Origin of the sequence: Streptomyces sp. 142MFCol3.1 (genome assembly GCF_000424945.1) — a bacterium.
Lineage (GTDB): Bacteria > Actinomycetota > Actinomycetes > Streptomycetales > Streptomycetaceae > Streptomyces > Streptomyces siamensis.
Genome location: NZ_AUKV01000030.1, coordinates 1 through 23,070, shown reverse-complemented (window position 1 = coordinate 23,070; position 23,070 = coordinate 1). Strand labels below are relative to the sequence as shown.

Genomic DNA, 23,070 nt, shown 5'->3' with positions numbered 1-23,070 from the left:
TGAAGATCTCTTCGTGTACTGGTCATCTGTTCTTGGTCAACATCCTCCTAAGGGAACTTATGTTCGCGTTCAAGTAATGGGTAAGAACACTAACGGAGGACGTTGTGTCCCTGGATGTTCGTAGGGCTCGGCGATTCGCCGCTCCCGCAGCCGCCGCGGTTGCCACTGCGGTCGTGACGATGGTGGTCAACCCGACGCTGGGCGCGTCGGCCTCGGTTCCGAACGCGTCGGCCAAGACCGCGACCGCCAAGAACGTCATATTCATCAACGGCGACGGCATGGGCGCCGCCGCGCGCCAGGCAGCCCGCCTGCACCTGACCGGCATGGGCGGCCGGCTCGCGATGGACAAGCTCCCCGCCTCGGGCCAGCTGACCACCGAGCCGGACGACCCGAAGGCCGTCGTCACCGACTCGGCCGCCGCGGCGACCGCGTGGGCCACGGGCGAGAAGACCTACAACGGTGCGATCAGCGTCGACGTAGACGGCAACCCGCTGGCCACCCTCGGCCAGCAGGCCAAGGCGGCTGGCAAGGCCACCGGCCTGGTCACCACCGCGCAGGTCACCGACGCGTCGCCGGCGGCCTTCTTCGCGAACACCGCCAACCGCTCGGCACAGGACGAGATCGCCCGCCAGTACATCGAGGTCAGCAAGCCCGACGTCATCCTGGGCGGTGGCGAGGACTGGTGGCTGCCCGCGGGCAGCCCCGGCGCGTTCAAGGACCAGCCCGCCGAGGACCCGTCCGAGGCGAGCAAGGGCACCAAGGGCAACCTCATCACCAAGGCCCAGAAGGCCGGTTACTCCTACGTCTCCAGCGCGGACCAGCTCAGCCGCGCCAAGGGCGGCAAGCTCCTCGGCCTCTTCGCCAACGAGGAGATGTTCCAGCAGCGCGCCGAGGGCCAGGGCGACGTGTACAGCCCGGTGGTCGGTCTCTCCACCATGACCAGCAAGGCCCTGAGCACGCTGGACAAGAACAAGAAGGGCTTCTTCCTCATGGTCGAGGAAGAGGGCGTGGACGAGTTCGCCCATTCGAACAACAGCACCCGCGTCCTGCAGTCCATGCAGGAGCTCGAAAAGGCGGTTGCCGTGGCCCGTGCCTACGTCGCCACCCACCCCGACACCCTGCTGGTCGTCACCGGCGACCACGAGACCGGCGGCCTGGCCGTCGAGGACTCGGACGCCGCAGACGAATCCGGCACCGGCATCTCCGCCGAGGACGGCCCGTTCAGCATCCACGGCAGTGACAAGAGCTTCTACATCGACTGGACCACATCCGGCCACACTGGCGTGGACGTTCCGGTGACCGCGGCCGGCCCGCTGTCCGACCGCTTCACCGGCAAGCATGCCAACACCTACGTATACGACGTGCTGCGCCAGGCCCTCACGCGCCGCTGAACGACACCGGGCTGACCGAGCGCCTCTAGCCCTGATCAGCTCGTTCCTTCGGTTCCCCACAGAGACTAAGCACTCGGTGCACAACGGCAAGATCCGCTGTTCCGTCTCACCGAAGGTTGAGCGTTCTCACGGAACTTTGACCGCCTCGCTTGCGAGACGGACCCACCGCCCGCGCCGAGAGCGTGCGTGCCGCCTCGGGCGGCCTGCCCGCTCTCGGCACGTGACTGAACCAGTCGCGTGACCCGCCGGGCACCACTTTGGTGAGGACGGGAGGCGGGCTCCTCAACTGTCTTGAGAAGCCCGCCGGTACACGACGACCCGGGTTCCACCGTACCGGTCAGACCTGCAGGATCAGCGCTTCCACCTGTTCGAGCGTCGTCACGCTGGCCTGGGCCGCGGCCCGGACCTTCGGCAGCTTCTCCATCACTCGATCCGCTGCTCGGCCGGGAGCGCGTCCTTTCCGAGCTGGACTCCCAGGCGGTGCGCCTCCTCGAACTCCGTCATCAGTTTGTGGGCGGAGTCCACGGCCTGCTGATAGCCGCCCTCGATGTGTTCCACACGGGCGGGCAGCTCCCGGCGCAGCGCGGCCAGCTGGTCGTGCGGGTCGGCAGGCGGAGCGCCGTGCGCGGTGGCGGCAGTGGGATTCGTGCTGGTTCCGTCCGTGGGGGAAGTGGTGGGACTCCCGGGGCCGCCCGTGCTGGTCCTGGTTTCCTGCGACACCCGCACCCTCCTGGACGCGGTGTTCGGGCCGACCAGCACCGGTGAGACGGTCTATGCCCCACGCCTGCTGTGCCGGAGACTCCGGCACGGGGAAGTCTCACCTGCTGATCGCTCTGGGCACCGAAGCCGCGATGGCCGGCTACCGGGTGAAGTACGTCCTGGCCACCAAGCTGGTCAACGAACTCGTCGAGGCCGCCGACGAGAAGGTCCTGACGAAGACGATCGCTCGCTACGGACGCGTCGACCTCCTCGCGATCGACGAGCTGGGATACATGGAACTCGACAAACGCGGAGCTGAACTCCTCTCCCAGGTTTTGACCGAAAGGGAGGAAAAGAACAGTGTCGCCATCGCCTCGAACGAGAGCTTTGGAGGCTGGACGAAAACGTTCACCGATCCCCGGCTCTGCGCGGCCATCGTCGACCGCCTTACCTTCGGCGGGAACATCATCGAGACCGGCACCGACTCCTTCCGCCTCGCCCAGACCCGAGCCAGGACCGAACAGGCCACTCACTGACGATCACAACAGGCCCGTCCCCTGTTCGTTTCTGCACGCCGTTCCTCTACGCTCAAGGAGGTCATCAACTACCACATGACATCTGCCCGGTGATGAGGTCGGCGTGGGGTGCGCGTCCCCGCTCCACGCCACCACTGGACGGCTTCAGGCGCAGCCACGGGTCGGCACATCGGACGCCGACGCCCCCGTTGGCGCGTCCCGCCGGGCGGCGAAAGGGATGCGCCGTGCCTTCGGCTTCGGCGAACTACCGCACCCTGCTGCGCACTTCGGGTGCCGCGGCCTTCTTCCTTCCCGCCGCTGTCGGGCGTCTGGGCATCGCCATGACAGGGATCGGCATCGTCTGGCTGGTGCACGCACGCACCGGCTCGTATGCCGCCGCGGGCCTCGTCACCGGCGGATTCGCTGTCGCGGACGCCCTCGCCGGGCCCCAGATCGGGCGTCTGGTCGACCAGTTCGGGCAGGCGCGGGTGCTCCCCTGGGCGCTGGGCACACATGCCGGGGCTGTGGCGCTGCTGCTCGCCGACGCCGTCCCGGACCTCGTCGCCGGAGTACTCGTCGGGGCAACACTGCCCCAACTCGGCGCCCTGTCCGCCGCTCGCTGGTCCGCCTTGCTGTCCGGCGAACGGGCTGCCGCGCTGCCCACCGCCTTCGCTCTGGAGGCCCTCGCCAACGGCGTGTCCTACCTGGCCGGCCCGGCCCTGGTGAGCGTCCTCGGCGCGGCGGGCCGCCCGGGCGCCGGGGTGCTGCTCGCCGCCGCGCTCGTCGTCGGTGGTGGGCTTGCCCTCGCCACCCAGCGCCGCACCATGCCGCCCCTCACCGGCCGCGCCGAACGCCGTCACGCCGGCCGCGCCCTACTCCGCTCCGCATTCCTGCTACAGGTCGCGCTCGGCCTCACGCTCGGGGTGTTCTTCGGCGCGATGCAGGTGTCCGTTACCGCATACGCCGTCGGACGCGGCACACCGGACGCGGCAGCACCGCTCTACTTCGCCTCCAACTGCACCAATCTAGTGGGTGGTTGGGCCTATGGGGCATGGCACCGCGGCGGCTCACTCCGACGTCACCAGGCCGCAGCCGCAGCCGGCCTCGCCCTCGCGAGTCTCCCGCTGACCATCCTCGACGCACCCCTCGCGATCGGCGCCACCCTCGCCCTGACCGGACTCGCCGTTCCGGTTCTGCTGATCCTCGGCTCCGTCCTCACGGAGGCGTCGGTCCCGCGTGCCGTCCTCACCCAGGCGTTCACCTGGGGCAACTCCGCAAGCGCGGCAGGAATAGCAGCCGCCGCGGCGGTCACGGGGCGGGTGGTCGACGCGGGCGGTGCACACGGCGGCTTCGGCGTGGTGGCGGGGGCCGCGATGGCGATGACGGTCCTGGCTCTCGGCGGTCTGCGGAACTCCGCAGCAGTCGAGAACGAACGACCTTGACACGAGCCACAAGACGGCCAGCATCAGGACACCGAGGAAGGAACCGAGCACCCCCAAGCGGTGTCAAAACTCACCGACATTCTCCGCCTCACTGAACCGGAACCGCTGCCAGGACTCATCGAGATGCGGTGTTCTGTCTCATCGACAAAGCCAGCCATCCCCATCCTGTTCACCACCCTGGACCGCCTCAAGGCTGGCGGACCCCGCGATGCAGTGTGGTGGCGGTGCGGACACGGCCGGTGGCAAACCCTCCCCGACGCTCTCGCCAACCCCGCTGACCACGACGCCTGGCGCGCCCGCGACCAGCGACGCCGCCTCGAGTACGAGAGAGCGGAGGAGAAACGCCGGTGAGAGCGGGAGGCCGAGCTGGAATCCCGAGCCCGAGCCGGAACCCGTCCCACCGTGCGAGCGGTGCGGCCTGCCGATCACCAGATTCGGCTACGACAACGAATTTGCCCCGCCGGAAGACGGCCGGCGCTGCCCTACCTGCCGCTCCGACATCCAGATGCAGTATCCGACCCTGCGCCAGGCCCTCTTCGGGCGCCGCCCACGCAGCAAGTAGCCCGGCCCCGCCAGAGCATTACGGGACCGGGCTACAGCTGAGAAACCTAGCCCGGCAGCGTAGGCCAGGTCCTCAGCAGACTGCGCATCGGAGAAGGACGGTGCTCCGCGCTCGGCTCCAGCCCGGGAGGGCTGACGCGTTCACCTCACGTGGCATTGCGGTTGAGGACTGCTGGGCTGGCTACCTGGGTTCGGCATGATGTAGGGAGGTGTGTCGAGTGAGCCCGCCTGCCCTGCGCTACCGCAGAGCGCGCGGGGTGTAAGGCGCGTGCAGGGGATCGTGCAGACGGATACGCACTGATCAGTCGGCGGAGCCTGGTTACTTCCTCGGTAGGCCCCACCGTAGACACTCACCTGGACCCGCTGCCGTCGTTCCGGCTCTGGCGGTCGATGGCTGCAGCCAGGGCGAGGATTGCTTGGACTTGGGCAGCGGCGATGGCGAGCGATTCAGAGCGCTGGAAGGTCTTGGGGTGAAGCTCGTCCAGGATCTCCTGGGCCTTGTTCGCGTGAGTTTCGTAGTCCGCCATGATCCCCCCTCGTAATGATGATCCGCACTGTAGTGAACAACACTGCGGCTGCCATCTGATCGGGAGACGAGGGCTCGGGGTCTTGAAGCTGGGACCTCATCCGGGCTGTGGCCACCGGTAGGCCCGTGTGCTCACCACTGATTTGCCCGCCATGTCGATCTCGACCTGGTGGACGACTGCCGACCGGCCGGGCACACCGCCAGTGCTGGTTGCCGCCAACCCTGGCACCCGCGCCGGACCCCAGGCCCTGAAGAACCGCATGAACGCCGTCATGGAGCAGACACAACTTCTTGCTGCCGGGCGCTGTGTTCGATCGAAGCACCAGGGCGTCACGCGCCACGTCCGTACGGGCCGCAACGGCTCTTCCCTGTCTGGCGTGCAGGTCGAAGCTACCTGCGCCACGAACTCCTCGCGCCGGATCGCGAAGTGCCAGGCAGCATCACGGATCTGGCAGAACCGCACGATGCGCTCCAGATCCTCGACGAGTTCGGCGCCGAGGTACCCGTCCGCCTCATCGAAGTGAAGGACCAGAGCGCGGCGGGAGTCGAACAGCCAGAAGTCCTCAGCAAGCAGGCCGATCTTGTCCGCGTCCCCGCGCCACAGGTCCGGACGGCGCGCAGGCGGGGTGGCGCTGGTGCGCCGACTGCCAGTGTCTGGTGTTCGCGGGAGGCGGGCACGGCGGAACCTGCGCGCAGGGCACCAATCACGACGTCAGCCAGAGCGGCGCGTACAGCGTCCTGACTCCGGTACCCGCGCCGGTCGTCATCGAGCCGATCATCATGGTGGACGCCGACCAGGGGCAGATCGCGATCAAGGGTGAAGGGTTCACCCCGGACGGGGCGGTGAACATCAGGTACGTCATCGGGCCGAAGCACCTGGATGTGCCCACCCACGCCAACAGCGACGGTCGCGTCTGGCACACCGACACGAGCAACCCCAGCGAAGGGAACTGCCTGGTTATCGTCCGCGACGAGGCCAGCGGTCGGTTCACCGCCGGATCGGCGGGCAACCGCCGTCCGAGGGGCTTCCCTCTCGATGCCGTCACGATCGACCCCGCCCACTAGCCTCCGGCTCCGCCCCGGACCCGGCAACCGTGACCGCATCGTCGCCGAACAGGATCTCGGTCATCGTCTCTCAGGTGATCTCCAACCGGGACAGCACTTCTTCCCGCTGGGCAAGACGCCTGGTCAACTCCTCCAATCGGTCGCGCAGTTCAGCGATCTCCTAACCAACTCACTGCAGATGAGCCGCACCCGTTCGATTTTCACAACTACGGCAGCACAAGGCGAAAACGGGTCGGTGTTCACGAGAGGGATGGCCGTAGTGGCTGTGATCCAGTACCTGGCGCGGGCCCGGGCGGCGGGCGTCGGACGATTGAGCCCTCGACGATCGGGCGCACTCCTGCCGAGCTATCGGAAGGTGAGGGTTCGAAGCATGCCTTCGAACCGCTTGAAGGCGGGTGCGGTATCCACGACCTGAGTGGTTTCGACCGGCGTCCATGCCACCAGCGGCCTGCCCGGGGCGTCGATGACGGCCACTCGGAAGTCGTTGTCGGGCTGGAGGCCGTAGCAGTCTTCGTCGGGGTCCCCTTCGGCCGTCGGACAGCCGAATGATCCGTCCATCGGCTCATTGGTGCTGCCGGTCAGCAGTGTGGCGGCCCGGCCGCCGACGGTCGTGGTCTTCTCTTCCCGCCAGTTCGCGTGATAGCCGGACTGCTCATGAAGGTATGCCACGTAGCCCCTGTAGGTGGTGGGCGGATTCTCGGGGCTTCCGCCGCCACCTGGCCGGTACACCACCACGGGCAGCAGGAATCGGACCTTGTTGCCGGATTTCACCCACGTCAGAAAGGTCCGGGTGTCCGACACCGGTCGGCTTCCCAGCGAGGTGGGGACGGTGATCGTGAGCGGCACCCTGAAGGACTGGCTGGTGTAGGAGTGCGATGCCGCTGTGGAGGGAGACGGCTCAGCGGCCCCTCCTGCGCCGCCGTCACAGCCCGCCACGGTGAGCAGGGCCAACGTGCCGGCACCGGAACCCAATACCCGACGAGCGCGCGTATGCCACATCCGGCCACCCCCAAGGTCGTGAGGTACGACTTTGAGGTCACCGCATCCGCTGAGGCAAGAGCACTGGCATTCAAGCCGATTCTCCCGGCCTCCGTGCTGCACATGGTGATCACGCAAACGTCGTGTCCCAGGTACGCATGGACGCCGCCAGCACCTTCACCCGGGGCTGTGATGGTCAACTGCGACGCTCAGAATGGCCAACTGAGGTGCTCAGCGACACCGCTGTGACTGAGCGTCCGGCTGAGTCGAAGCAGGGCTTCCCATTGACGGAGCATGTGCCCCCGCAGTGCGCGCCAATCTCCACGTGATCGGAACCAGCGTTCTGGGCCGCCTCCATGCGCACCTGACTGATGCTTCCCGGCGACTCGATGACGACGAACTGACCAGGCTGTGCTTCGGCACCGGCTTCTTCGAAGCCGTCTACCGAAACGGCTTCTTGTCCCGCAATCTCCTCGCCCAGGTAGACGAGCACACCACTCCCGTGGACGTGACCGCGCTGCTCAGGATCCTTTTATAGCGCTCAGGTAACCGTGATCAGCTATCTACGCTCTGCCGAGGGCATTGGTGCACGTCGGAATCGTGTTGGCAGTGTTGCAGCTCCCTTCCTGGATGCTCAGTGTGGTGCCATCACCAGGTCGCCGATCACCCGCAGCCCGACTTGGGCCGCAAGCCATGGTGCGCGTTCAGCCTCGACCTGCTTGACGTGGACGAACACTGTGTAGTCGGCCGCGGGTTCTTCCAGCTCAAGGTCGCGGGCATGCGCGCACAGGGTGACGAACGCTCCGCGGGTGCCTCCCACTCCCAGGCCCACCTCTGGAGCCTCGGGCCAAGCGTTGAAGTCCCACCGCACCGTCGCAGGGCTGTCGCCCACCGCTGTGAGAAACGGCTCCACGGTCTCGGGTGCCCCAGCCCAGCGGCTCAACCAGACGGGTAGGTAGGCCGACGGATCGCCCCCTGTGCCTGAGGCGCCATCCGCCCACCACTCGGCATCCGGCAGCACAGCCAGCACCCGCGAGAGAGAGTTGGGTGAGGAGACCGACGCGGTGAAATCGACTTCCAGGCCTCTCAGGTCGGCCATCTCCAGCAGTTTCTCAATGATGCGCATCGCTTTCGAGAGGTCCGCCGTTCTCAAGATGGGCTGCGCGTAGGAGTTGGACATGATGATCAGTGTGTCACTGCATGGGCGTTGTCCGCCCCGCCGAGCGGGCTGGGTAGTTGAGCTGACGGACAGGAGAAGCTCCTGGTAGATGGGTTTTCGACTACTGACCTTTTCGTAAGTTCGGTGGGTGTGGTGGCGGTGTGGGTGGGAGCCTGTCGGGGTGGCATATCAACCTTCCCCTTCGGTTGCCGCTCCTCCCTTTCTCCTTTGTCGAGGCCTCAGTTGGCGAAGGCGCGTCGTGTTCGGGCAGTCGAGTTGTTCGAGGGCGGCGCCTCGAATGCGGAGATCGCGAGGGCGGTGGGGGTGTGTGTCGAGAGTGTGCGGCGGTGGCGACGGGTGTGGGAGCAAGACGGTGCTTCGGCCCTGCGGCGGCGGGCAGCCACCGGACGCCCGCCGAAGCTGGACGACACCCAGGTCGAGATGGTCCGGGCCGCGTTGGAGCAAGGTGCCCAGGCTCACGGTTTCGAGGCCGGCCTGTGGACCCTGGAACGAGTCGGCGTGGTCGTCACCCGGGCAACGGGGGTGGTGTTGTCGCGGGCGTCGGTGTGGCGGCTGCTGACCGGCCGGCTCGGATGGAGCCTGCAACGGCCCGAGCGGCGGGCGGTCGAGCGGGACGAGTCGGAGATCGCCCGCTGGATCGCGCACGAGTGGCCGCGCATCAAAAAGGGGCCGTGAACACACGTGCCTGGATCGTGTTCCTCGACGAATCAGGCGTCTTGCTGCTCCCTCAGATCCGCCGCACCTACTCACCTCGAGGGCGGACTCCGCTGCTGCGGCACCGCCTGAACTGGAAGCGCGCGTCGATGGCCGGAGCCTTGGGCTACCACTCCACCGACCCCGATCGCGGGGCCCGCCTGTGCTTCCACCTCAAACCCGGCAGCTACGACACCGCCGGACTCATCGAGGTCCTGGAGCAGATGAAGGTGTTCTACCGCGGCGAGCGAGTGGTCCTGGTCTGGGACGGCCTCTCCGCCCACTGGAGCCGGGCGATGCGGGCCTGGGTCGCCGAACAGGACTGGCTCACCCTGGAACGATTACCCGCCTACGCCCCCGAGCTGAACCCGGTCGAACTGCTGTGGTCCTCGCTCAAGAAACGTGAACTCGCCAACCTCGCCGATGTCGCCGACGCCACCGAGCAAGGCATCCACCGCATCAATGCCAACCCCCGACTGCCATGGTCATTCCTCGCCCATACCGGCCTGACCATCCACCCACCACCCCCACCGAACTTACGAAAAGATCAGTCGCGGCGTTTCCTTTGGCGGATCAGGGCTGCAGGGCCCCAGCGGGGCGCAGTTGTACAGTCATCGCTGATCAGCGTGCCGCGAGACGCGGTTCCGTGATGCCCTGGAGGGATACGCACAGATGTGGTCCATCGTCGACGACGCCGAGCGAGCGCAGTGGAACTTTGTGGCGTTCGAGACTGTCGGCCCCCTTCGGTTCGGCATGAGCATTGAGGAAGTGGCCACGACGATGGGTGCACAGGGCTTCACCAGCACGCATTCTTCTATGACCCGGCCGCACGGTGCTCTGGTGCAGCAGGCTGGCTTCCGCTCCAAGGACGCACCACTGTACGAGGAGGCCGTCACGGCCTACTGCAGGAAGTCCGGTGAACTGGCCGCCGTCGCGGTTGACGCCTTGTGTGGTCCGCAAGTCTCCATCGATGGGCTTCGCCTGGTCGGCCGGGTGCCGTCTGAGCTTGCGGATCAATTCCATGCATATGCGGATAACCATGGCATGGCGCCCACGTTCTCTGTTGAGGGCGATGCAATATCGGAAGAACTCGGGCTGTTGGTGCGGGCTCAGCGGGCCGGTGACATCCTCCTGTCGAGGGTCTTCTTCGTCGGTAACTTCCAGGATTGGGCCTACACGGTGCATGACTGCGTTCCGGTCGATGAGTGGGACATTCGCTGATGCCGAGCCAGCGGCATTGACCGCTGCTTCATCTGGCGAGCCTGCGATAGTTGATCAAGCTTGCGGCGATGCCGGCGAAGGCGAGGAAGAGTTCGGCCTTGCGCTCGTAGCGGCGGTGGAGACGGCGGCAGCCGGCCAGCCCGGGCCAGGCATACCGGCGCGCGCTGCTTGCCCCAGACGACGGCTATGCATCGATGCAACCGTCGGGACTCTAGACCCCCGGCGGGCGAAGCGAGCATCCTCGCATCGTGTTTTCGCGTAGAAGTGCCGTGCAGAACGCAGCAGTTGCCGATCAGATGACCGCCTTCTTCAAGAAGCTCGATCGCGATCACCGTCGTGATCCCAGCGTCGTGGCAGACGCGTACGGCCGCTACCTGCTGCGCTCGTCGTGGGTGCGTGACGAACTGACACTGCGTGACCAACACAGGCTGGAGCGCACTTCCTTCTGCGTCGGGATGGCCGCCCGGCAGAGGGACTTCACCGCCCTGACGCAACGGGTGACCCTCGTCTCGGACACCTTGCTGCTGTCGCACAGCGGGCACGGCAACTTCAACCAGCTGGGTGCAGTGGGACGGGGCGACGGCGCAATCGTAGACCCAGTTGACGGAGTGCCGATTGGCGCGCGTCCCTCGCAGCAGCCAGCTGCGGAGCCATACGGCATGTTCTGCCCCGACCTCGGTAAGTTGGGACGCTGGGTGCTGGAGGCAGAGCCGCTGTTGAAAGCAGGACTGGTGTGGTATCTGCCGACATACGGCCGTCCTCGGCGCGACCGCCGAGGACGCCGACGATCACGCGGTTTGTACACGGGGCCGTCGGCTGTCGACTTCCTGGTGCGCAACGGACGTGCGGTGGAGACAGCCACAGCGCGGCCTGTCATGGGCTCCCTGGTGCGCCCGGTCTTGGAAATCGACCTGCCGTTCCTGGCCGGCGTCGGGCTGCGGGACTTCGCACAGATCACCGTTGAGGAGTTCGATTCCTACACGGCGTTCCGCACCCATTTGCGCCGAGCGTTGCTGAGCATGGACGATGCCATGGATTCGGTGCAATCCGAACGTGCCCTCTCTGTACTGGCGGAGGACATCGCCGGACATGTACACAGCCTTCGGGCACAAATGACGGAGGCCCGTCAGCGCACGAGGGCGCTCGCCACGACAGGGGCAGTAGTGGGAACAACAGGAGCTGTTCTTCTCGCGGTTTACGGGCCAGCCCTTGAATCAGCACTCGCGATCATCGGCGCAGGCTGCAGTGTGTTGGGCGTCCTTGGTGCCCTGGTCACAGAGAAGGGCAGCCGCAGACCTACGAGCAATCCCTGGTACTACGTTTGGGTCCTGCAAGGGAAGCCCACAGGGCGCCGCTGAGTGGGTCCGCGGCTTCCCCCGCGTTGGCGGCTACCGCCGCCAACGCATCCTCGGCAGCCTGAGCATCATCAGGGTCTTTGGCAAGCCAGACGGGGAATTGGGGGCCGCCGCTCACTGGGGTTCGGCCCCGGGGTCGGTGGCGAGCTTGAACAGGCCGGGTTCAGGAGGCCGCCTTCCTGGGCGAAGTCGGCTACACCGAGGCGGCGGCGCCGGCAACCAGGCGGCGTTGCGCATCGGGGAGTTGGCCATCGCAGCGCTTGATGCGGGCCGCTTCCTGGCAGTGGACAAGCCGGTGCAGATCCTGCCAGGCATGAGCGCCAGGGGGCGCGGCGGCCGACCTCGCCGTAACGCTCAGTCCGCGAGTACAGAGGTGGGATCCCAGCGTCTTTTCTGGACGAACCGGTTGATCTGCTGTCCCACATCAGGGTCCGTATAGGTGTCGCCGGTCATCTTGATGCTGTCGGCGAGTTCGCGGGCATGGAGGTCGACAACGGCCTCGATAAGTTCCGACAGGTTCGCAGTCGCCGAGCGGCTGCGGACTTGTCCGATGATCAAGATCCCGGCACCGATTAGCCCTACGACGGCCTGCGTGCCGCCGAGGCCAGAGGCTGCACAGGCGGACGCCGGCCCGCCGTGGCGGCCGACACGACAGGCGCCGTCCACACCGCCTGCCTGGAGGGCGGTTGCATCGCAGCCCTCGCCCGCGAGCACAGCGTCAGCCGCGGCGCATCCGGACGGCCGTCGCCGACCTCTTGCCCGACCACACCGATATCAAGGCCGACGCCCCCACCCCGGAGCTTCCAGCCGTCCTCGGCATGCCGGTCAAGGTCGCCGCCAGCAAGACGAAGCCGAAAACCGACCACACGATCAACGAGGCCGGAAGGGCTCGTCCCCAGGACAGGACTGCCTGAAAGCAGTCCCGAGCAATGGCTGATCTTCCGGGCGGTCGGTCGGTCGATCGTTCTGGTCGTGGCGCTAGTCCGGCGAAGGGGTTCCGGAGCTGGTGGCCTGTGGGCCGCACCATTGGGTCAACGCCTGGCGGGCTGCGTCGATGCGACGTTCAGGTGACTCCTCTGATATGGCCCATGCGATGTAGGCGTCTGGTCTGACCAGAACACTCTTTTTGGTGGTGCCCTTGGGGGACACGATCTCCACCTCGCCGGACCATTCTTTGATCAGTGAGGGGAGGCGCTCGGGATCGGGCGGGGTGACAAGGACGAACCGTCGCTTGCGGAGGGCTTCGTAGAGTCTGCGTCCGTCGCTGAGGGCGACGTCAGGGGCGCGCTTGCCGACGAGGGGGTGTGCGCCGGCCGGGGCGGCGTAGGAGATGTCGATTCCTGAGATTGCTTCGGCCATTCGTCGGGCCACTGGTGGGGTTTGCAGCACCGTACGTGCTGAGAGGTCACGGAGGCCGCACAGTGCTCGTGGTGTGGTGAGGACGCCGCGGAGCAGTGCGCCGCTCATTCGCAGGACCCGGTGTCCTACCGGGTGCCGTTCGTCCTGGTAGCTGTCGAGCAGGGCCTCGGGTGCGCGGCCGCGCTGAACGGCCGCGAGTTTCCAGCTCAGGTTTGCGGAGTCCTGGATGCTGGTGTTGAGGCCCATGCCGCCGGCGGGGGAGTGGACGTGGGCGGCGTCGCCGACGAGGAACACCCGGCCCACCCGGTAGCGGGGGCACTGGCGTTCGTCGCTGTGGAATCGGGAGAGCCAGCGGGGGTCGTGCATGCCGAAGTCGCTGCCGAGCGCCTGGCGGGCGACGTCTTTGATTTCTTCCAGACCGACCGATGCGTTGTCGGGCATGGGGTGGTGGCGATTCCAGGCCATGACCCTGAACCAGCCGTCGCCGAACGGGACGACGATGGCGAAGGCGTCCCCGATCGCTGCCACGGTGGGCGGCTTCTTCGGCGGGTCGGCCATGCGGACGTCTGCGAGCATCATGGAGCGAACGGCGGAGCGGCCGGGGAACGGCAGGCCGAGGGACTGGCGTACGCAGCTGTTCCGTCCGTCTGCGCCGACTACGTAGTCCGCGCGCAGGCTGTGTTCAGTGCCGGCTGGTGTCTTCACGGTGACGTCGACACCGGTGGGGTCTTGCAGGACGCCGGTGACTTCGTGGGCCCGCATGATGTTCACGCCGTGGTCCAAGGCGCGGGCCAGGAGCAGCCGCTCGGTGTTGTACTGGGGTGTCACGAGGACGTGGGGGTAGCGGGTCGGCAGGCGCGAGAGATCGATCCGCAGGAATTGCAGGATCGGGTTGCGCAGGCCGGTCAGCAGCAGGTCGTCGGCCAGGCCGCGGGCGTCCAGTTGCTCCATTGTTCGGGCGTGAACGGCGAATGCGCGTGTCAGCCGGGATTCCCCTTGTCGCCGTTCCACGACGGTGCAGCGCACTCCGGCCTCGGCCAAGTCACCTGCGAGCAGCAACCCTGCTGGACCAGCACCGACGACCAGCACGTCAACGTCGGATCCCATGCTCTGTCCTCCGCGTGTGACTGAACGAGCAGTACGGTGGGTGATTGTCAGGCCCGTTTGTTACCGGCGGTGCAGGTCCGGGCGGGTGGGCGAAGGCGTCCGGGAGTTCACTCGGGTGGCGTAACGCGTGGCTCCTGACGGTGCAGGTGCCCGCAGCATTTCGTATGAACCACCGTAAGAGACAGGCCTCTTCCCCGCCTGTCAGGCATCGGCCGTCCCGCTCACACCGGAGCGGTGATTCCAACGCGCGGAGAGGCTGCTCATCGTTGACGGACTGCGGGCCTTGGGCGCATGCGCAGGGTTTCCCGGCCGGCCGTCGCAGACCTGCAATGTTCAGCTGCGGCGGACGGCGGCGCTCCCGAACCATCTCCCGGACAACTGCGTTCCCAGCGGCTGTACCTGGCCTGGCGGCCAGGGTGATCGCGCGCCGTCTCCACTTCCAGCGTCGGGTCGTGTGCCCCGTGGATGGACGGAGCGCGATCGGTTCGCTGTGTCAGCCGACCGGGCTTGCGCCCTGCTGGAAGACGTTGATGAGATTTCCGTCGTTGTCACGGATCGCGGTCGAGATGCTGCCGTCGCCGAGGTCCATCTGCTCCCAGACCATCGTCACGCCCAGATCACGGAAGGTGCGGGTGACGCTGGCGAGGTCCTCGACGCGGAAGACCAGGGCCTTGTTGCCGATCGGGCGGATGTGCGCGGGGGGCTCTGCCGTCAGTTCGGGGATCCGCACACCGTCCGCGGGCTGAAGGAGTTCGAGCCGGAACCCGGGACCCTCCAGGAAGGCGACGTCCGCCCCGATGGCGTCGAAGCGGGACTTCGCCAGCAGGGTGAGGCCGAACACCCGATTCCACCACTGGATCGACGCGTCGAGGTCGCTGACGGAAATCGTCACGTTGTGAAGGCTGAAGGTGAAGGGCGGCTGGGCAGCGGTGGCCATGGTGATCACTTTTCGTTGAGCGTGTGCAGTCGTTTGCGGTAGGGCACGCGAGGTCCTCGTCCAGTCCCACCCGACTTCTGTCTGCCGTATTGGCGGAACAGTCTGTGCCCGTCTGCCGCCGACCCGATGCCACTTGCAGTAGCGAAACCACGGGCCGCAGCTCAAAGGTAAGTCTTATGGACCATTCGGTCAAGAACATATGTCCTCTTCGGGTCCATTGCGAAGTCGGTGATCAATGCATCAGTTGGCAACTTGCCGCTGGCGTGCGGAGAGGGGCGCGAACGCGGTACTGCGCGGACCTGGCCAGCTGGAGTCCTCGCCCCCAGGGCCCGTGGGCAATGGTCCGGCGTCGCCGGCTGCCACAGCGTCGCCCGGCCCGCGTTCAGGCGCCGTCGATGGCGCGGCTGCGCGGCCCAAGAGCCTGCTCGAGGGCATGGCGAGAGGGGTAGGCCGTCAACCGCGCTGTCGTGGGCGCCCGGACCACTCGTGGGGGCGTTCGGAAGGCAGGTGCGCTGGGTGCTCGCATGCCGGCTCAAGCAGGACCACCCGGATCCCTGCCTGTCGGCACATCGCCTGTGAAAGGCGTCGGCCCGCGGGTGGTCAGTGCCGGGACAGCTGCTTGAGGGCGGCCTGGCCTATCTGCAGCAGAGCCGAGCCGTCCATGTCGGTCTTGGCGAGAAACTCGATGCCCTGCATGAGGGCAAGGAGCAGCCGCCCGAGCTCCTGTGCGTCCGCGCCCGGTTCGACCGTCCCCTCGTCCTGGGCTTCCTTCACGCAGGCGATGAGAAGATCTTCGACCGCTTGATAGCTGGCCCGGGCCCGGGAGACGACATCGGGATCATTGTTGTGCAGCTCGGACGTGCTGTTGACCAGAAGGCAGCCGCGCCGCTGCGGGTCCTCCGTGAATCCCTTGACCACCTCCTCGACGAGCAGGGTCAGGCGTTCGAAGGCCGTACCGGGCCCCGTGAGGACCGCCCGGACGCTGTTGAGCTGTTCGTCGCGGTAGCCGTCCAGCACGTGCAGGAACAACTGCCGCTTGTCGCCGAATGCCCCGTACAGGCTTCCCTTGCCCAGTCCGGTGGCGTCCGTCAGGTCCTGCAGTGACGTAGCCGCGTAGCCCTGATTCCAGAACTGCTCGCGCGCAGACTCCAGCACCTGGTTCTCGTCGAAATTCCGCGGACGTCCCATGCTCACCAGCATACGTCATTCTTGACCTATCGGTCCAGATCGTGAGATGCCGTCCTGGGTGCGTGCGGCGCCGCGGCGGTCCGGGCGGCTCCTGGCGTGGCCGCCGCGCGGGGGCGGGCCGGGTGATGGCGGGGGCGCGTGGTGCGCGGCCCGCCGGGCTCTTCCGGCGCCCCCGGGGGCGGGTCGGCGTCGGCCGGCCTGTCGCCGCTCGGAGATGTGGAGGCGGTCACGTTTTTGTCCGTGCGGTCCATAACGTAGTTCTTTACCGTATAGTCCATAACTGGGTCCGGGGTCGTCCGCTTCGGGCTGTAACACCGCAATCACAGTTGGTGCACGACTTCTGGCGTTCGCACCGGACAGGGGTAAACGATCATGGGACAGCTTGACGGGAAGACGGCAGTCGTCACCGGAGGCAACAGCGGAATCGGACTGGCCACCGCCAAGCGATTCGCACGTGAAGGCGCGCACGTGTTCATCACCGGCCGCCGGCAGGAGGCACTCGACGCCGCGCTGGCCGAGATCGGCGGGGAAGCCACCGCCGTCCGGGGCGACGTCGCGAACCTCGCGGACATCGACCTCCTCTACGCGGCCGTCGCCGAGCGAGGCCGGCCCATCGACGTCCTGTTCGCCAATGCGGGCGGCGGTGAGTTCGCCGCTCTTGAGCAGGTCACCGAGGAGCACTTCGACGCCACCTTCAACATCAACGTGCGAGGAATGCTCTTCACCGTTCAAAAGGCCATTCCGCTCCTCAACGACGGCGCCTCGGTGATCCTGACCGGATCGACCGCCGCCACCTCAGGCGGCGCCGCCTTCGGCGTGTACGCCGCGTCCAAGGCCGCGGTCCGTTCCTTCTCCCGCACCTGGGCCAACGAACTCAGCGGCCGCGCGATCCGAGTGAACACCCTGGTTCCCGGACCGATCCTCACCCCGGGCATCACCGGCCTGGCTGCCGACGCCGACCAGGCCGCGAAGATGAGGGACGCCTTCGCCAGCCAGGTTCCGCTGGGCCGGATGGGGCACCCGGACGAGGCCGCTGCTGCCGCACTGTTCCTGGCCAGCAGTGAGAGCAGCTTCGTCACCGGATCCGAGCTGTTCGTCGATGGCGGACTCAACCAGATCTGATCGCCGCCAGAGAAACGCCAGGCACGTCCCGGCGCAGACAAGAGTCGCCGCGTCCGCGTCGCGGTCACACCGGTAGTCACACGGAACCTTCGGGCGGGCGCAGCCCCGCCGGTGTGCACGCAAGCGGTGCACCCGGAATCGACCGAGGGCGTGGAGCCGGAGCCGTGCGCATGGCTCCGCACCACAGCGCTGTCGCCGGCGGCTTCGGCCGGCGATGGCTTGCGTCCAGGATCGTGGGTGCCACCGCCGTCACCGACGTCATACAGCCAGAGGAAGCGGCAAAAGACACGAGGCCCTTCTCCGGCAGGGCACCACAAGGCACGAATCTCCTCGAGTCCCTCCGCAACGAGCAGGACCCGTGACCGACGTCCATGCCCATGACGACAGCCGGCAAGTCCGCGTCCATGCCGGTGGAAAAACGCCTGCTTCTGAGCGCCGGCACTGGCGCAAGCAACGTGAGTGGGGCCCGGCCGCTACGGCCGGGCCCCACTCCCATGCTGCGTTCGAGTCAGATGACGAACCCGAGCAGCCAGAGCACCAAGGCGGCGGGCGCCACTCGCCAAAGGGCCTGGACGGCGAAGCCCGCACCGAACAGGACGGGTGCGAAGCCGAACAAGCAGCAGAAAAGCCACGGTTGTCGACTGCGTGTGCCGACGCCTGCCGGACCTGCACGGTGGCCGGCGACGGCGTCTTCGGTTCCGACACCGTCCCGCCCTCCGCGACCGGCGGCCGGCAGCATGCCGACCAGAAGGCCTTGCTACTACAGGGCAAGGTCAGTGAGGACCAGCACGCGCTCGTAGGTGTAATCCGCCATGGCGAACTTCACTCCTTCACGGCCGACACCAGACTGCTTGACCCCGCCGTACGGCATCTGGTCGGCGCGATAGGAGGGCACATCGCCGATCACGACTCCGCCCACCTCCAGAGCCCGATGAGCCCGGAAGGCAGCCTGCAGGTCGCGCGTGAACACGCCTGTCTGCAGCCCGTACTTGGAGTCGTTCACGGCGGCGAAGGCCTCGGCCTCACCGGACACCTTGAGGACCGTGAGAACTGGCCCGAAGACCTCCTCGCAGGCCAGGGTCGTATCGGCTGGAACATCCGCGAGGACCGTAGGCGCGTACGAGGCGCCCTCACGCATGCCGCCCGTATACAGCGTGGCCCCGGAACCGACGGCTTCGTCGACCCACGACTCGACGCGGCACGCTGCGTCCTCACTGACAAGCGGACCCACATCGGTCCTGTCATCCGAAGGGTCCCCGGTGACCTGAGACTCGACGGCAGCGACGATACGCGGCAGCAGCCGGTCGTACACCGCGGCGTCGGCTATGACACGCTGCACGGAGATACAGGACTGTCCGCCCTGGTAGTTGGAGAACACAGCGATGCGCTTGGCGGCCCAGTCAAGATCCTCGTCGCTCGCAAAGTCGGCCAACACCACGGCCGCACCGTTCCCGCCGAGCTCCAGCGTGCAGTGCTTTCTGGGAACCGAGTCCATGATGGCGTAACCCACCCTCTCGGAGCCGGTGAACGAGATAACGGGCACGCGCTCGTCCTGCACCAGATCTGGCATCCGGTCATTGGCGACTGGCAGGATGCTCCATGAACCGGCAGGCAATCCGGTCTCGGCAAGCAGGTCACCGAGGATCAGACCCGACAGCGGAGTATTGGGCGCCGGCTTCAGGATGATCGGAGCGCCGGCCGCGATAGCCGGGGCGACTTTGTGCGCACACTGGTTCAGCGGGAAGTTGAACGGCGTGATCCCCAGCACAACGCCCTTCGGAAAGCGGCGGGTGAGCGCCAGCCGGCCCTGGCCGCCGGCGTCAGTGTCCAGTCGCTGAGCCTCGCCGCTGTTGAAGCGGCGCGCTTCCTCCGCGGCGAACCTGAACACGGACACCGCACGGCCGACCTCACCGCGAGCCCATTTGATCGGCTTTCCGTTCTCCGCAGAGATGAGCCGCGCGATCTCCTCGCTGCGCTCCACGAGGCGCTTGCTCACATGGTCGAGCGCGGCGGCACGCACATATGCCGGGGTAGCGGCGAACTCATCGCGAACGGCGTAGGCCGCCGCCACCGCCTCCTCGACCTGCTCATCGGTGGGAACACTGACCTCTCCGATGATCTGGCCGGTCCAGGGGGAGGTAACCGCCAAGGTCGTCTCACCACTGGCCGGGCGTCCGGCGAGCCAGAAAGTGCGGGTGGGAATCATGTCCTGTCACGGCCCTTACGTCTGAAGGTGCGCTGACGTGTATCCGCCAGCAGTTAAACCGTAGGACCGCCGAGGTGACAGACGTTTTGTACGTGGTGTAGAGATCGCATGCATGCGCATGCCGGAAGGTAGCTTGCGGCATGCGCATCCTTCGGCCGGCGACTCGCGGCTATCGACGTTCGATACGAGACCAGCGGCCGACGCCGCTCATCTCGTCGCAGCATTGGCTCTTCGGCATCAGCATTCCGCGGACGGGGCTGCGGAAAGGAATTCCTCAACGCTGAGTGTCGCGTGCGAAATGAGCGGATACCGCAAGGTCATGGCATCGCAGGCAGGGCGCCCACTGAAGGCTGCCGTCGCATCCGTGAAGGTGGTGACGTGAAATCCGTGTTCCATGCAGCTGCGTGCTGCGGACTCCACGCACATGGTCCCGGCCATACCTGCGACAGCGATGTACTCGACGTCATGCTGCCGCATCTGCACTTCCAGGTCCGTGTCAACCAAAACGTCGATGTTCTTGTGAGGTGCGATCACGATTTCACCGTCGACGGGCGCGAGATCCGGATGGAAGTCGGCCCCCTAACTCCCCTCCTCGAACAGGCGCATGCCGAACGTCTCGTGATGAACACCCGAAATATGCTTCCAGGGCGTGTAGTCGGTCTCCCTGTACGACATAGGAGCGTGGAATACAGGAAAACGGCGCTCGCGCGCTCCAGCAAGAGGCGCCCGCCGGGACCGGCGGGCCAGGTCAGGTTCGTTCCTGGGTGCATTGGCCAGTGCGGCCCGCACCTGCTTCTGCCGCTCAGCGAACTCCGGTCCGTCGTCCGGGCAGACGACGCCGGGGGCGGGTGCTCCACAGGACCTGGCGTGCCGGATCAGGTCGGTGATCCGCCAGTCGGCGCGGAAGCTGTCCCCTCGCGCCCGCTCGACTTCGGCGTACAGGTCGGCCAGCCGCGGCCGCCGGCCGACAAAGAGCAACAGGTCGCGGCGCGATGCGAAGACGCACAGCGAGCAGGAGCAGCGGGGCCTGACCAGTCTCCTCTACATGGGGCACTCTCAGGGCTCATCGCCCAGCGCAGACTCCATCATGTCCGCCGTCCGCCCTGCGCATACTTCGTGACAACGGCGTACCGCGAGGATCAAGCGGCGTAGGGCATGCTGTCGCGGGCGCGGCTGCTGCGACCATCACCGACGGCTTCCGTCCCTGACCCGTCCGGGGGTCCTCCGGCCCCCGGACGACGTGTCAGTTCCCGCCGCGGGACCGTCGGGAGAGCGCTACGGCCACACCACCGGCCAGCAACAGCGCGCCGGCCGCCCAGACGATCCAGCCGCCGAATCCGGTGTCGGCCAGCGGTCCGGACCCTGCGGAAGGGCCGCCCGAAACGGAGCCGGACGCTCCGGCCGCGCCGCCGGAGCCGGACCCGCCGGGCGTACCTCCTCCCCCAGACCCGCCGGCCGTGCCGCCGCCCGCGGAGCCGCCCTGCGCCAGCCGCAGAGTCAGCGCCGCGCTGTCGTTGGAGGCGTCGGGGTCGAGCCCCTTCATGAACTCCAGCGTGCGGACCTGACCCGTGGAGACGGCCGGGGTACGGGGGCCGATGGCGACGGTGAACGACAGGACGTGTCGGTCCCCCGGGGCGGGATCGCCGAAGTAGCACTGGTAGGAGGACCGGCCCATCCGGGGGCCGGGGTCCGACCCGTCGTCCGTGGGCGGCGGCTGGCAGTTGTCCGGGATCTTCGTGGCCTTCGTGCCCGGCGGCAGCTTGACGAGGACCGGGAGGAAGACGTCGTCGTCGAGGAGGTCCTGCACCACCGCCGGCCCCCGGTCGATCGCCGTGGCGTGCAGCGTGGCGTGAGTACCGCGCCGCCCGGTGACGGTGTCCCCGGTGACGGCGAAGTCGGCGTGATTGACGCTGTTGACATAGGTGGTGAAGTACGGGTCGATGTTCCCGTCGGACGGCATCGCGCCCTTCGGGACCAGGGTCAGCGGGGTCCCGGGGCCGTTCGCCGGGGCGGCGCCGGTCAGCGGGGTGAACTCGTAGAAGATCTTGTCGCGCAGGGCCTCGTCGCCGACCTTGACGCGCAGCGGCGACGACAGCGCGTACTGCCGGCCGGGCTCCACCGGGGTGGAGAAGTCGCACAGGGTCTCGCGCACGATGTGCCCCCCGCGCTCGCCCGCGGGCACGTCGCGGCAGTTGGCCCAGGAGCCCTGGAGGTGCAGCCCGGCCGTGGTGTCGATCCGCAGCCGCACCCCCTTGGCCGCCGGGAGTTGGCCGTTGTTCCACACGTCGAGCGGAAAGGTCAGCGTGTCGCCCGGCACCTGGTGCAGCTGCTCGGCGGACGCGCTCACCTTCAGCTGCGTCTTGCCGTTGGTCAGGGTGAGGTGGTCGCCGGTGACCGTGGCGTCCGACGCCGTGCCGGAGACGGTCACGGTGCCGCTGCTGCCGACCGCCGCACCGGGCTTCGGCACCAGCGTGATGGCATGGAAGTCCGAGGTGGCGGACGCCAGGTCCAGCGTGCAGAGGTTGCCCTCGCAGTGCTCCGACGGTGCCGGCTCGGCGAAGTCGGCGACTGCGGACAGGTCGACGGTCAGGTGGACGTCGTGTGCCGTGCCCCCGCCGGCCACCTTCCACCGGTAGGACAGGTTCACGCTCGCCGGCTCCGTCCCGATGAAGAGCTCGTGCTCGGCGAACCGGACCGCCATCTCTCGTGCGGCGTCCGCCGTGTCGGCGCGGGCCGGACCCGTACCGAACACCCCCGCCACCAGCGCCACCGCGCCCGCCGCCATCGCGACCGCGCGTACCCGTGATCGTCGTGCCATCCGACCCAAACCTTCCCCGTGCACCGGAGGATCCCGGCCCGCCGTGCTTCACAGGTGTGACCCGCGAGGCGCGGAAATGGCTGCGGGCAGCCGGCCTTAGAGGGCATCTGATCTAGGTAGTTGGTGTTCTGGGATGTTTTTGTGACCGACACCATCCCCGATTGTCTCGACCAGCAACAGCACCGCAGGAAGCGAGGCTCCCGAGGCGGCCGACCCACCGGGTTCGACAGCGAGCGCTACAAGAAAGGCAACACCGTCGAACGAGCCATCAACCGCCTCAAAGGCTTCCGTGCCGTCGCCACCCGCTACCGGAATTCATTCGCAGTGCATTGGTCTTCAGGCCGGTGGTGAAGCGAGTCTGATGGTGGCGACGCGGAGCGTCGCGGATTCAGGTCCGGCGGAGCCGGACACCGCAGTTCCTCGTCTGTGGTGCGGAGCGTCGTGCGGGCTGGTCCCGGCGGGGCCGGGCGGTGCTCACTCCGGCCGGTTCTGCTGTTCGATGTACTGCCTGACCATGCTGAGCGGGGCGCCGCCGACGGTTGCGGCGAAGTAGGAGCCGGACCACAGCTTGTTGGCCCTCCAGTAGTGGCGTACCAGGTCGGGGAACTCCTGGCGCAGGCGGCGGGAGGAGACGCCCTTGAGGGAGTTGACCAGTTTGGTCACGGCGACCTTGGGCGGGAAGTTCACCAGCAGGTGGACGTGGTTGT

The 23,070-nt window shown here is 67.3% G+C and carries 22 protein-coding genes and 3 pseudogenes; 11 read left to right on the top strand and 14 right to left on the bottom strand.

Annotated elements, in window-relative coordinates:
- Positions 1–179 precede the first annotated feature (179 nt).
- The gene (locus H305_RS0134080; protein ID WP_037766189.1) at positions 180–1,391 is read left to right on the top strand and encodes an alkaline phosphatase; all 1,212 of its coding nucleotides are present in this window, start codon (positions 180–182) and stop codon (positions 1,389–1,391) included.
- Between the two features lie 423 nt (positions 1,392–1,814).
- Here the strand turns inward: H305_RS0134080 and H305_RS0134070 are convergent, their stop codons facing one another.
- Entirely contained in the window at positions 1,815–2,111 is a 297-nt protein-coding gene (locus H305_RS0134070; RefSeq protein ID WP_028804409.1) for a hypothetical protein, read from the bottom strand.
- Positions 2,112–2,176: 65 nt separating this feature from the next.
- Here H305_RS0134070 and H305_RS47800 point away from each other — a divergent pair.
- A pseudogene (locus tag H305_RS47800) lies at positions 2,177–2,626 on the top strand (ATP-binding protein); the annotation flags it as partial.
- A gap of 224 nt (positions 2,627–2,850) precedes the next feature.
- The gene (locus H305_RS0134060) at positions 2,851–4,047 is read left to right on the top strand and encodes an MFS transporter (RefSeq protein ID WP_028804408.1); all 1,197 of its coding nucleotides are present in this window, start codon (positions 2,851–2,853) and stop codon (positions 4,045–4,047) included.
- Between the two features lie 911 nt (positions 4,048–4,958).
- Here H305_RS0134060 and H305_RS53640 read toward each other — a convergent pair.
- Together H305_RS53640 and H305_RS56140 are read right to left on the bottom strand one after the other, a co-directional pair.
- Positions 4,959–5,135 (bottom strand): hypothetical protein, encoded by a 177-nt coding sequence (locus H305_RS53640; RefSeq protein ID WP_158690622.1) that lies wholly within the window; start codon positions 5,133–5,135, stop codon positions 4,959–4,961.
- Between the two features lie 96 nt (positions 5,136–5,231).
- Positions 5,232–5,738, bottom strand: a complete 507-nt coding sequence (locus H305_RS56140; RefSeq protein WP_324608129.1) for a DUF6879 family protein — start codon at positions 5,736–5,738, stop codon at positions 5,232–5,234.
- 53 nt (positions 5,739–5,791) lie between these two features.
- Here H305_RS56140 and H305_RS0134050 point away from each other — a divergent pair, with 53 nt between their 5' ends.
- Positions 5,792–6,199 carry a hypothetical protein gene (locus tag H305_RS0134050; protein ID WP_028804407.1) on the top strand — a complete coding sequence of 136 codons (408 nt, stop codon included), beginning with the start codon at positions 5,792–5,794 and terminating at the stop codon, positions 6,197–6,199.
- Between the two features lie 345 nt (positions 6,200–6,544).
- Here H305_RS0134050 and H305_RS0134045 read toward each other — a convergent pair whose 3' ends face one another.
- A complete protein-coding gene (locus tag H305_RS0134045) occupies positions 6,545–7,045 on the bottom strand; it encodes a hypothetical protein (protein ID WP_158690621.1) in 501 nt (166 codons plus the stop codon).
- A gap of 439 nt (positions 7,046–7,484) precedes the next feature.
- On the opposite strand from H305_RS0134045, the gene H305_RS0134040 reads away from it, so the two are divergent.
- On the top strand, positions 7,485–7,715 hold the full coding sequence (locus H305_RS0134040; protein ID WP_028804405.1) for a hypothetical protein: 231 nt from the start codon (positions 7,485–7,487) through the stop codon (positions 7,713–7,715).
- 96 nt (positions 7,716–7,811) lie between these two features.
- Here the strand turns inward: H305_RS0134040 and H305_RS0134035 are convergent, their stop codons facing one another.
- The gene (locus tag H305_RS0134035; protein WP_028804404.1) at positions 7,812–8,357 is read right to left on the bottom strand and encodes a hypothetical protein; all 546 of its coding nucleotides are present in this window, start codon (positions 8,355–8,357) and stop codon (positions 7,812–7,814) included.
- A gap of 123 nt (positions 8,358–8,480) precedes the next feature.
- Between H305_RS0134035 and H305_RS55230 the strand changes: the two genes are divergently transcribed.
- The 3 genes from H305_RS55230 to H305_RS55225 are packed head-to-tail and all read left to right on the top strand — an operon-like array spanning position 8,481 to position 10,271.
- The gene (locus H305_RS55230) at positions 8,481–9,032 is read left to right on the top strand and encodes a winged helix-turn-helix domain-containing protein (protein WP_324608126.1); all 552 of its coding nucleotides are present in this window, start codon (positions 8,481–8,483) and stop codon (positions 9,030–9,032) included.
- A complete protein-coding gene (locus H305_RS47795; RefSeq protein WP_234021352.1) occupies positions 9,029–9,700 on the top strand; it encodes a transposase in 672 nt (223 codons plus the stop codon). Before H305_RS55230 ends, H305_RS47795 begins: the two co-directional genes overlap by 4 nt.
- A 22-nt stretch (positions 9,701–9,722) precedes the next feature.
- A complete protein-coding gene (locus H305_RS55225; protein WP_051371254.1) occupies positions 9,723–10,271 on the top strand; it encodes a hypothetical protein in 549 nt (182 codons plus the stop codon).
- A gap of 28 nt (positions 10,272–10,299) precedes the next feature.
- On the opposite strand, the pseudogene H305_RS52845 reads toward H305_RS55225, so the two are convergent.
- Positions 10,300–10,410, bottom strand: a pseudogene (locus H305_RS52845) (IS5/IS1182 family transposase); the annotation flags it as partial.
- 130 nt (positions 10,411–10,540) lie between these two features.
- On the opposite strand from H305_RS52845, the gene H305_RS0134015 reads away from it, so the two are divergent.
- Positions 10,541–11,629, top strand: coding sequence for a hypothetical protein (locus tag H305_RS0134015; protein ID WP_158690619.1), 1,089 nt, complete (start codon positions 10,541–10,543; stop codon positions 11,627–11,629).
- A gap of 351 nt (positions 11,630–11,980) precedes the next feature.
- Here H305_RS0134015 and H305_RS53630 read toward each other — a convergent pair whose 3' ends face one another.
- The 4 genes from H305_RS53630 to H305_RS0133990 all read right to left on the bottom strand — a co-directional run bounded on the left by H305_RS53630 (position 11,981) and on the right by H305_RS0133990 (position 16,217).
- Positions 11,981–12,340, bottom strand: coding sequence for a hypothetical protein (locus H305_RS53630; RefSeq protein ID WP_028804400.1), 360 nt, complete (start codon positions 12,338–12,340; stop codon positions 11,981–11,983).
- Positions 12,341–12,604: 264 nt separating this feature from the next.
- Positions 12,605–14,092 (bottom strand): FAD-dependent monooxygenase, encoded by a 1,488-nt coding sequence (locus H305_RS0134000; RefSeq protein ID WP_028804399.1) that lies wholly within the window; start codon positions 14,090–14,092, stop codon positions 12,605–12,607.
- Positions 14,093–14,585: 493 nt separating this feature from the next.
- The gene (locus H305_RS49575; RefSeq protein WP_158690618.1) at positions 14,586–14,984 is read right to left on the bottom strand and encodes a VOC family protein; all 399 of its coding nucleotides are present in this window, start codon (positions 14,982–14,984) and stop codon (positions 14,586–14,588) included.
- 645 nt (positions 14,985–15,629) lie between these two features.
- Positions 15,630–16,217 carry a TetR/AcrR family transcriptional regulator gene (locus H305_RS0133990; RefSeq protein ID WP_028804397.1) on the bottom strand — a complete coding sequence of 196 codons (588 nt, stop codon included), beginning with the start codon at positions 16,215–16,217 and terminating at the stop codon, positions 15,630–15,632.
- A gap of 372 nt (positions 16,218–16,589) precedes the next feature.
- Here H305_RS0133990 and H305_RS0133985 point away from each other — a divergent pair, with 372 nt between their 5' ends.
- Positions 16,590–17,339 carry a glucose 1-dehydrogenase gene (locus tag H305_RS0133985; protein ID WP_028804396.1) on the top strand — a complete coding sequence of 250 codons (750 nt, stop codon included), beginning with the start codon at positions 16,590–16,592 and terminating at the stop codon, positions 17,337–17,339.
- 760 nt (positions 17,340–18,099) lie between these two features.
- On the opposite strand, the gene H305_RS0133975 is transcribed toward H305_RS0133985, so the two are convergent.
- The 3 genes and pseudogenes from H305_RS0133975 to H305_RS0133965 all read right to left on the bottom strand — a co-directional run bounded on the left by H305_RS0133975 (position 18,100) and on the right by H305_RS0133965 (position 22,363).
- Positions 18,100–19,545, bottom strand: coding sequence for an aldehyde dehydrogenase family protein (locus H305_RS0133975; protein WP_028804395.1), 1,446 nt, complete (start codon positions 19,543–19,545; stop codon positions 18,100–18,102).
- A gap of 237 nt (positions 19,546–19,782) precedes the next feature.
- Positions 19,783–20,112, bottom strand: a pseudogene (locus H305_RS49570) (isochorismatase family protein); the annotation flags it as partial.
- 676 nt (positions 20,113–20,788) lie between these two features.
- Positions 20,789–22,363 (bottom strand): hypothetical protein, encoded by a 1,575-nt coding sequence (locus tag H305_RS0133965; RefSeq protein ID WP_158690617.1) that lies wholly within the window; start codon positions 22,361–22,363, stop codon positions 20,789–20,791.
- Between the two features lie 141 nt (positions 22,364–22,504).
- Here H305_RS0133965 and H305_RS53625 point away from each other — a divergent pair, with 141 nt between their 5' ends.
- Positions 22,505–22,714 carry a hypothetical protein gene (locus H305_RS53625; RefSeq protein WP_158690616.1) on the top strand — a complete coding sequence of 70 codons (210 nt, stop codon included), beginning with the start codon at positions 22,505–22,507 and terminating at the stop codon, positions 22,712–22,714.
- Between the two features lie 123 nt (positions 22,715–22,837).
- On the opposite strand, the gene tnpA is transcribed toward H305_RS53625, so the two are convergent.
- Positions 22,838–23,070, bottom strand: a 233-nt coding sequence (gene tnpA, locus H305_RS0133960) for an IS200/IS605 family transposase (protein WP_028804393.1), incomplete at its 5' end; no start/stop codon positions are given.